The organism is Streptomyces sp. UNOB3_S3 (assembly GCF_020740895.1).
GTDB lineage: Bacteria > Actinomycetota > Actinomycetes > Streptomycetales > Streptomycetaceae > Streptomyces.
The window spans coordinates 1-8,220 of sequence record NZ_JAILXP010000324.1; the positions used below are offsets into that span (position 1 = coordinate 1).

8 protein-coding genes and 2 pseudogenes are annotated in these 8,220 nt (G+C 75.8%); 5 read left to right on the top strand and 5 right to left on the bottom strand.

The genetic code is table 11. The annotated features are described in order from the left end of the window. The 3 genes and pseudogenes from K6I33_RS27405 to K6I33_RS27415 form a co-directional block, all read right to left on the bottom strand. Positions 1–355 (bottom strand): annotated as a pseudogene (locus tag K6I33_RS27405) (xanthine dehydrogenase subunit D); the annotation flags it as partial. Positions 356–359: 4 nt separating this feature from the next. Further along, positions 360–839: a (2Fe-2S)-binding protein gene (locus K6I33_RS27410; protein ID WP_229357213.1), complete on the bottom strand. Its 480-nt coding sequence runs from the start codon at positions 837–839 to the stop codon at positions 360–362. After that, positions 830–1,717, bottom strand: coding sequence for a xanthine dehydrogenase family protein subunit M (locus K6I33_RS27415; protein ID WP_229357214.1), 888 nt, complete (start codon positions 1,715–1,717; stop codon positions 830–832). Before K6I33_RS27415 ends, K6I33_RS27410 begins: the two co-directional genes overlap by 10 nt. A gap of 252 nt (positions 1,718–1,969) precedes the next feature. On the opposite strand from K6I33_RS27415, the gene K6I33_RS27420 reads away from it, so the two are divergent. The 4 genes from K6I33_RS27420 (at position 1,970) to K6I33_RS27435 (ending at position 6,699) form a co-directional block, all read left to right on the top strand. After that, positions 1,970–3,652, top strand: a complete 1,683-nt coding sequence (locus K6I33_RS27420) for a PucR family transcriptional regulator ligand-binding domain-containing protein (RefSeq protein ID WP_229357215.1) — start codon at positions 1,970–1,972, stop codon at positions 3,650–3,652. Between the two features lie 192 nt (positions 3,653–3,844). Then, entirely contained in the window at positions 3,845–4,612 is a 768-nt protein-coding gene (locus K6I33_RS27425) for a hypothetical protein (RefSeq protein WP_229357216.1), read from the top strand. A 90-nt stretch (positions 4,613–4,702) separates the two neighbouring features. Then, the gene (locus tag K6I33_RS27430; RefSeq protein ID WP_229357217.1) at positions 4,703–6,205 is read left to right on the top strand and encodes a DNA-3-methyladenine glycosylase 2 family protein; all 1,503 of its coding nucleotides are present in this window, start codon (positions 4,703–4,705) and stop codon (positions 6,203–6,205) included. Positions 6,206–6,207: 2 nt separating this feature from the next. Further along, on the top strand, positions 6,208–6,699 hold the full coding sequence (locus K6I33_RS27435; RefSeq protein WP_229357218.1) for a methylated-DNA--[protein]-cysteine S-methyltransferase: 492 nt from the start codon (positions 6,208–6,210) through the stop codon (positions 6,697–6,699). A 14-nt stretch (positions 6,700–6,713) separates the two neighbouring features. On the opposite strand, the gene K6I33_RS27440 is transcribed toward K6I33_RS27435, so the two are convergent. Both K6I33_RS27440 and K6I33_RS27445 read right to left on the bottom strand, forming a co-directional pair. Then, positions 6,714–7,028, bottom strand: coding sequence for a hypothetical protein (locus K6I33_RS27440; RefSeq protein WP_229357219.1), 315 nt, complete (start codon positions 7,026–7,028; stop codon positions 6,714–6,716). A gap of 57 nt (positions 7,029–7,085) precedes the next feature. Further along, positions 7,086–7,559, bottom strand: a complete 474-nt coding sequence (locus K6I33_RS27445; RefSeq protein WP_229357220.1) for a helix-turn-helix transcriptional regulator — start codon at positions 7,557–7,559, stop codon at positions 7,086–7,088. A 344-nt stretch (positions 7,560–7,903) separates the two neighbouring features. On the opposite strand from K6I33_RS27445, the pseudogene K6I33_RS27450 reads away from it, so the two are divergent. Continuing rightward, positions 7,904–8,220: pseudogene (locus K6I33_RS27450) on the top strand (hypothetical protein); the annotation flags it as partial.

The window sequence follows — 8,220 nt, forward strand, 5'->3', positions numbered from 1 at the left end:
CGGCGGCGACGAGCGCCACGGGCTCGCCGTGGTGGCGGACGACGCCGTCGGCGAGGACGGGGGTGTCCTGGATCTCCAGCCCGTAGCGGGTGGCGGCGGGCAGGTCGGCGTGGGTGAGGACGGCGTGGACGCCCGGGGTGGCGAGGGCCTCGGCGATGTCGAGGGAGCGGATGCGGGCGTGGGCGTGCGGGCTGCGCAGCGTCACTCCCCAGAGCATGTCCTCGTGCCACAGGTCGGAGGCGTAGGCGAACTCTCCGGTGACCTTGAGGGTGCCGTCGGGGCGGAGGGTGGACTCGCCGATGCCGCCCTTGGTGTCGCCGGCCTGGGTGAGTCCGGTGGGGGTCAGGTCGCGCACGGTCTCAGCCAGCCTCTCCGGTGCGGGCCGCCGCGAGGCGGACGGCGTCGAGGATCTTCTCGTATCCGGTGCAGCGGCACAGATTGCCGGAGAGGGCCTCGCGGATATCGGCGTCGGAGGGGTCGGGCCGGTGGCCGAGCAGGTCGTCGGCGGCGACGAGGAGCCCGGGGGTGCAGAAGCCGCACTGGACGGCGCCGGAGTCGACGAACGCCTGCTGGACGACGGAGAGCCGGCCGGTCTCCCGGTCGGCGAGGCCCTCGACGGTCTCGATCGCCCGGCCCTCGGCCTGGCCCGCCGCCACGAGGCACGCGCACACCGGGACGCCGTCGAGGCGCACCGTGCAGGAGCCGCACTCGCCCTGTTCGCAGGCGTTCTTGGAGCCCGCCAGGCCGAGCCGCTCGCGCAGCACGTACAGCAGGGACTCGCCCTCCCAGACGTCGTCGGCCCGCTGCGTACGGCCGTTGACCGTGAACGTCACGCGCATCGCGCTTCCCCCTCCCCCGTCGTGTACGTGTCCCACACCCAGGCGAGGGTGCGGCGGGCCATGACGCCGACCGCGTGGCGGCGGTAACGGGCGCTGCCGCGCACGTCGTCGATCGGGTTGCAGGCGCCCGAGCACAGCTCGGCGAACTGCCGTACGGCGGACGGGGCGATGGGGCGCCCCGACTCCCAGAGGCCGTCCTCGTCCAGGACCGCGGCGAGGAAGTCCTCGGCGGCGCGGGCGCGCACCGGGGTGGGCGCGGCCGAGCCGATGCCGGTGCGCACGGTGCGGCTGTCGGGGTGGAGGGCGACGGCGAAGGCGCAGACGGCGATGACCATGGCGTTGCGGGTGCCGACCTTGGAGAACTGCTGCGGTCCGGTGGCCTTGCGGACGCGGACGGCGCGGATGAGCTCGTCCGGGGCGAGGGCGTTGCGCTTGACGCCGGTGTAGAACTCCTCGACCGGGATCAGCCGGGTGCCGCGCACGGACTCCGCCTCCACCACGGCTCCCGCGGCGAGCAGCGGCGGGTGGCTGTCGCCGGCCGGGGAGGCGGCGCCGAGGTTGCCGCCGACGCTGCCCCGGTTGCGGATCTGCGGGGAGCCGACGGTGTGGGCGGCGAGGGCGAGGCCGGGCAGCGGGGTGCGGAGCTCGTCGAGGACGCGGGCGTAGGGGACGGCGGCGCCGAGGCGGATGTCGGGGCCGTCCTCGTCCCATTCGTGGAGTTCACCGACGCGGGTGAGGTCCAGGAGGTGTTCCGGACGGCGGTGGTCGAAGTTGATCTCGACCATCACGTCGGTGCCGCCCGCGATGGGCACGGCCGTGGGGTGCTCGGCCTTGGCGGCCAGCGCTTCCTCCCAGGCGGCGGGGCGTAGGAAGTCCATGGGCGGTCTCTTCTCGAGGGGGGTTCGAGGGAATTTCGAGGGGGAACTCGAGCGGAACTCGTGGGGCTTCGTGTCCTGTTCACGCGGCGCACCGCCAGTACAGCGAGGCGTGACCGTGCCGGTGCAGTCACCGAAAACATGAAGCTGGTTGGCTGGCCAGGGCCCATGTCTTGTAGATTCGAACGAAAGACGGGATGCAGAAACCTCACTGCATTCCACGGGTTACCTGAGGACAGATCGGCGGCGACGAGGATGCGGCTGCGCGCACTGCTGGAGACGGACGCGCTGGGCCTTCGGCTGCTCGGCGGCGAAGACGAGCTGGACCGCACCGTGCGCGGCGTGATGACCACCGACCTGCGCGACCCCAGCCGCTACCTGTCGGGCGGCGAGCTGGTGCTGACCGGCCTGGCCTGGCGGCGTGAGCCGGAGGACTCCGAGCGGTTCGTCCGGATCCTCACATCGGCCGGCGTGGCCGGGCTGGCGGCGGGCGAGGCGGAGATCGCCTCGACCCCCGACGACCTGATCGCGGCCTGCGCCCGGCACCGGCTGCCGCTGTTCTCCGTGGACGAGACGGTCTCCTTCGCCTCCATCACCGAGCACGTCGTCCGGCAGGTCTCCAGCGAGCGAGCCGGGGACCTGGCGGCCGTCGTGGACCGCCACCGGCGGCTGATGACGGGCGGGCCGGCGGGCGGCGGCCCGGAGGTCGTCCTCGACCTGCTCGGCTCCGACCTGGACCTGCGCGCCTGGGTGCTCTCCCCCACCGGCCGCCGGATCGCCGGCTCCTCGCTGGCGGACGCGGGCCCCGGTCTGTCCGCCGAGACGGGCGCGGCCCTCGCCGGCGAGCACCTGGCCGCCTCGCGCACCGGTCGGCGCGGCCCGCACCGGGTGACCACCGGCGGCAGCACGTACTCGCTGTTCCCCGTGGGCGGCACCGCCCGCGCGGCGTCGGCGGCCGACGTGCGCGAGACGGTCCTGTCGGACTGGCTGCTGGCCGTCGAGGCCGACGCGGGCGACTGGCCCGGGGAGCGCCTCGACCTGCTGCACGGGGTCACCCAGCTGATCTCCGTCGAGCGGGACCGCCGCGACGCGGCCCGCACGGTCCGCCGCCGGCTCGCCCAGGAGGTGCTGGAGCTGGTCCAGACGGGCGCCGCGCCCGCCGAGATCGCGGCCCGGCTGCGGGTGGCGGCCCCCGTGCTGCTGCCCGGCCTGGGCACCGCCCCGCACTGGCAGGTCGTCGTGGCCCGGGTGGAGTGGGAGGGCGGCGACGTCCCCGGCGGGCCGGTGGCACAGGCGCTGCTGGAGGAGGTCCTGGTCGACCAGGACAGCGCGGGCCCCGAGCCCACCGACCGGATCGCCGTCGCCCACACGGGTGATGAGGCCGTCGCGCTGGTGCCGCTGCCCGCCGTGGCCACCGGGCCCGACGAGCCGCTGACCGGCGCGGGCCTCCACGCCGACACGCTGCTCGCCGCCGTCCGCCAGCCGCTGGAGCGCGGGCTCGCCGACGACGGGCGCCTCACCTTCGGCGTCAGCGCCGCCGTGCACTCCGCCGAGGGGCTGCGCGGCGCCCTGGAGGAGGCCCGACACGCCCGCCGCGTCGCCGCCGCGCGCCCGGGCCGGGTGTGCGCCGCGGGCCACCAGGAGCTGGCCTCGCACGTCCTGCTGCTGCCCTTCGTCCCGGACGACGTGCGCCGCGCCTTCACGGCCCGGCTGCTGGACCCCCTGCGCGACTACGACCGGCGCCACCGCGCCGAGCTCATCCCGACGCTGGAGGCCTTCCTCGACTGCGACGGCTCCTGGACGCGCTGCGCGACGCGGCTGCATCTGCACGTGAACACGCTGCGGTACCGGGTGGGGCGCATCGAGCAGCTGACGGGGCGCGACCTGTCCCGGCTGGAGGACAAGCTGGACTTCTTCCTGGCGCTGCGCATGAGCTGACTCCCCGGGGGGGGGTGGCCACATGAGCGCACTCCCGCTCATGGAGCCGATCATCTTGGGTAGCCTTCGCCCACCGAGTTTGTGAATTGGTTCACACCTGACCCTTGGCCGCGCGCGGTTCGCCGTGCTGTGATCGAGGCAGGCTTCCAGCTCGACGGCGCGCTTGGGGAGGGCACTGTGGCGGACACCGCCATGCGGAATTCTGGGTTGTCGGAGCCACACGTCCAGGGGGACGACCCCCTCGAACACGCCGTCTGGCGGCTGCGGTCGCGGGCCTGCTGGGAGGACGCCGCCGCGCTGCTCGCGCCCCGCGCCGCGACCGAGCCGGGGGCCGCGCTGCGGCGCACGGCCGTGCTGATCGAAGGGTGCGTGTTCACGGCGGGGGGCTGGGCCCCGGCGGAGGCCGCGCTCCGCGAGGCGGAGGCCCTCGCCACGGACGACGAGGAGCGCGGCGCGGCCGCGTGCGAGCGCGGCCACCTCGCCTACGCGTCGACCCTGCTGGGCGTACGGGACCGGGCCGACGAGGCCCGGTCCGCGCTGGGCCGGGCGGCGGCCCTGCTCGCTCCGCACTCGCCCACCCGGCCGCTGCTGGACTTCCGGCGCGGCCTGATCGCCCAGCACCTGTCCGGCAACCCCTCCGACGCCACCGCCGTCTTCCAGCGCGCGCACACGGGGGCCGCCGCGCACGGGCAGTGGCTGCTGCTCTCCTTCACCTGGCGCCATGTGGCGGCGATGGCCGAGCACGACGGCGACCTCCCGGCGGCGCGGCACGGCTTCGCGGAGTCGCTGCGGATCCGCGAGGAGCTCGGGTACCTCGTGGGCATCGCCCCCGCCCTGGCCTCCCTCGCGGCGGTCGTGGCCGACCCGGAGGAGGCGGAACGGCTGCGGAAGGAGGCACGGCGGCTGGTCCGGCTGCTGGGCGGCGTCCCGGGGTGGCTGGCGGAGCGGCTCCAGCCGTAGCCGGGGCGTCAGCCCCGGCCGGACACGGCCCCGAGGGCCGTGTCCGATTTCCGCCAGCCCGGCGGCAGGCGCTCCCGCAGACTGGAACCCATGGAACGCACGACGGACCATCCCGCCCCCCTCGACGACGACATCCGGTACCAGGCCGTGACCAGCCGGGACGCGCGTTTCGACGGGGTGTTCTACCTCGCCGTCGTCACCACCGGCATCTACTGCCGGCCGAGCTGTCCCGCCGTGACCCCGAAGCGGGCCAATGTCCGCTTCCACCCGTCGGCGGCGGCCGCGCAGCGCGCCGGGTTCCGGGCGTGCCGCCGGTGCCGGCCCGACGCCGCGCCCGGGTCGCCCGAGTGGAACGTCCGCGCCGACCTCGTCGGCCGTGCCATGCGGCTGATAGGCGACGGCGTCGTCGACCGCGAGGGCGTGACCGGGCTCGCCGCGCGCCTCGGTTACAGCTCCCGCCAGGTGCACCGCCAGCTCACCGAGGAGCTGGGCGCGGGCCCGGTCGCCCTCGCCCGGGCCCAGCGCGCCCACACCGCGCGGGTGCTGCTCCAGACCACCGGCCTGCCGGTCACCGAGATCGCCTTCGCGGCGGGCTTCGCCAGCGTCCGGCAGTTCAACGACACCGTCCGCGCCGTGTACGCCCGCACCCCCAGCGAACTGCGCGCCCGTCCCGGCCGGCGGCGCGGGGCCGGCGCCGGCCCCGCCGGCGTCCCGCTGCGGCTCGCGCACCGGGGCCCGTACGCCGCGCGCGAGGTCTTCGACTTCCTCCAGCGCCGCGCCATCACGGGCATCGAGGAGGTCCTCGCCGCCCCCGCCGCCCGGGGCCGGGTCTACCGCCGCACCCTGCGCCTCCCCTACGGCACCGGCATCGCCGAGGTCCACGAGCCGGTCCCCGCCCGCGGCCGCCGCCACGGCGACTGGCTCGACTGCCGGCTGCACCTCACCGACCCCCGTGACACGGCCGCCGCCGTCCAGCGCGTCCGGCGCCTGTTCGACCTCGACGCCGATCCGTTCGCCGTCGCCGAGCGGCTCGGCGCCGACCCGCGGCTGCGCCCGCTGGTCGAGGCCCGCCCCGGGCTCCGTTCGCCGGGCGCCGCCGACGGCGACGAGCTCGCCGTACGGGCCGTCCTCGGCCAGCAGATCTCCGTCCGGGCCGCCGCCCGCCTCGCGGGCACGCTCGTGGCCGCGTACGGAAAACCGCTGGCCGCGCCGGACGGCGGGCTCACCCGTCTCTTCCCCGACGCCGCCACCCTCGCCTCCGCCGACCTCGCCGAGCTGGGCATGCCCGCCACCCGCCGCCGGACCCTGCGCACCCTCGCGGCCGCCCTCGCGGACGGCACGGTCCGCCTGGACGCGGGCGTGGACCGCGACGAGACCGAGCGCGCCCTGCTCGGCCTGCCGGGCATCGGCCCCTGGACCGCCGGCTACATCCGCATGCGGGCCCTCGGCGACCCGGACGTCTTCCTCCCCGGCGACGCCGGGGTACGCCATGGGCTCGCCGCCGTCGGCGCCACCGCCGGTGACGCCGACGCCTGGCGCCCCTGGCGCTCCTACGCCCTCCACCACCTGTGGCACGCACCGAAGGACTCCTGACCATGCTGTACACGCACATCGCCAGCCCCCTGGGCCCGCTGCTGCTCACCGGCCTGCCCTCCGCCACGGCCCCCGGCGGCACCGCCCTGACCTCCCTCACCGTGCCCGGCCAGAAGAACGCCCCGGCCGTCGGCCCCGACCGGCGCGAGGACCCCGCCGCGTTCGCGGAGGCCGGGCGCCAGCTCGACGCGTACTTCGCGGGCCGGGCCAAGGAGTTCCACCTCGAATTCGCCGCCGAGGGCACGGAGTTCCGGCGCAGGGTCTGGGACGCGCTCGACTCCATCCCGTACGGCGCCACCACAACGTACGGCGAGCTGGCCGCCCGCATCGGGGCCTCGCGCGCGGCCGTCCGCGCGATCGGCGGCGCGGTCGGCGCCAATCCGCTGCTGATCCTCCGGCCGTGTCATCGGGTCATCGGGGCGGACGGGTCCCTGACGGGGTACGCGGGTGGGCTGGACCGCAAGCGGCTGCTCCTCGAACTCGAGGGCGCGTAGCCCGGGCCCCGGCCTCAGCCCAGGACCACCGCCGCCGCCCAGGCCCCGACCACCAGCAGGCAGGTGAAGAGCGTCGTCGCCCACGCCTCCCCGGCCGCCGGGGCCGTCGTCCGGCGCGGCCGGGGCAGCAGCCGGACGACGGCCTGGTCGAGCAGCAGGAGCCCGGTGCCGCCGGCGAGCACGGCCCAGGCCAGGGCCGAGAGTTCGGCCATCGACCACCAGAGCGTGCCCGACCAGACGATCAGCGGCCCGGGTACGCCCGGGGTCACGACGCCGAGCAGGCCGAGCAGCATCACCAGGCCGACCAGGAGCAGCTGCCACGTCCCCATGCGTCAAGGTTGCCGGAACCCGGACGCGGCCGCCCCCGGGCGAATCCGGTCAGAGCTTCACCGGCGTACCGTCCAGCCTCGCTCGGCGGCCTGCCGGCCCAGCTGGAGGCGGGTGGTCACCCCGGCCAGCTCCATCAGCCGCCGCACCCGGCGCTGGACGGTCCGCAGGCCCAGCCCGAGCTGTTTGGCGACGCTCGCGTCCGTCAGCCCCGCCAGCAACAGGGACAGCACCTCCAGGTCCATGGCGTCGGGCTCGGCCGGACCCCTGGCCGGGCCACCGGCGGGGCCGCCGTCCGCCCGCGGGGGGCGGCCCTCGCGCCAGGCACCCTCGAACAGTTCGACCAGCGAGTCCAGCAGCGCGCCGGAGTGGACGACCAGGGCAGCGGCGGTGCCGGCGGTGCCCGAGGCGAGGGGCAGCAGCGCGACCCTGCGGTCCGCGATCACGAGTTCGGCGGGTATCCGGTCGACGACCCGGCACCGGCCGGGGAACGATGCGGTTCTCCCGCCCTCGACAACCGTCCGGTGGGGCACCGCCCCCGGCCCTCCGGGAACGGTGTCACCGGATCCCTCCGTCAACACCCCTACCCGGCCCGTCAACATGACGCACACTTCTTCCGCAGCGCTCAGCCGGAGCCCGGACAGCCGCCGGGCGACCGCCCCGGCACCCGTCACGACCTCCACCGCACCCGCGCCGACAGGCTGCTCCGCTGGACTTTCCCCGTATGCCGTCCGATGTATGGCGTCCACACCCATGGAACCGAGCACGCGACATTCCTCCCCATCCCCGCGACCGCGTTATGGCTCGGGACATCATCCCTGGGGTGGTGTTCGCCGTGCACTCTTCCCGTATGCCCCACAGTGTGGACAATAAGGGCATGAGTCAGCAGGGGGACCACTACGCCGAACAAGAGGACGCCTGGTGGCGCGAGTTGTACGGCAGGAGTGAGCCCGACACGGGAGGCGGCGCCGTCGGCGACAGCCTCGACGAACGGTTCTCCTCCGCCTCGGCGATCGTCGGTCCGGAATCTCCCCGGCCGAGAGCGGAGCCGCGACGGCCCGAGCCGCCCCGCAGGGGCGGGGCCGCGGACGGCCCGCCCGGCCCGCCGCCGGGCGCCCCCTCCGGGCTCTCGCCCGCCGTGTCCCGCGGGGTGCCACGGCAGACCAAACGCTGGGCCCCGCCGGCCCCTACCCC

Bases quoted from the DNA above. Each gene is read 5' to 3' on its own strand.
- K6I33_RS27425 (WP_229357216.1), top strand. From the start codon at position 3,845: ATGCGGAATTCTGGGTTGTCGGAGCCACACGTCCAGGGGGACGACCCC.
- K6I33_RS27440 (WP_229357219.1), bottom strand. From the start codon at position 7,028: ATGGGGACGTGGCAGCTGCTCCTGGTCGGCCTGGTGATGCTGCTCGGC.
- K6I33_RS27420 (WP_229357215.1), top strand. From the start codon at position 1,970: ATGCGGCTGCGCGCACTGCTGGAGACGGACGCGCTGGGCCTTCGGCTG.
- K6I33_RS27435 (WP_229357218.1), top strand. From the start codon at position 6,208: ATGCTGTACACGCACATCGCCAGCCCCCTGGGCCCGCTGCTGCTCACC.
- K6I33_RS27410 (WP_229357213.1), bottom strand. From the start codon at position 839: ATGCGCGTGACGTTCACGGTCAACGGCCGTACGCAGCGGGCCGACGAC.
- K6I33_RS27415 (WP_229357214.1), bottom strand. From the start codon at position 1,717: ATGGACTTCCTACGCCCCGCCGCCTGGGAGGAAGCGCTGGCCGCCAAG.
- K6I33_RS27430 (WP_229357217.1), top strand. From the start codon at position 4,703: ATGGAACGCACGACGGACCATCCCGCCCCCCTCGACGACGACATCCGG.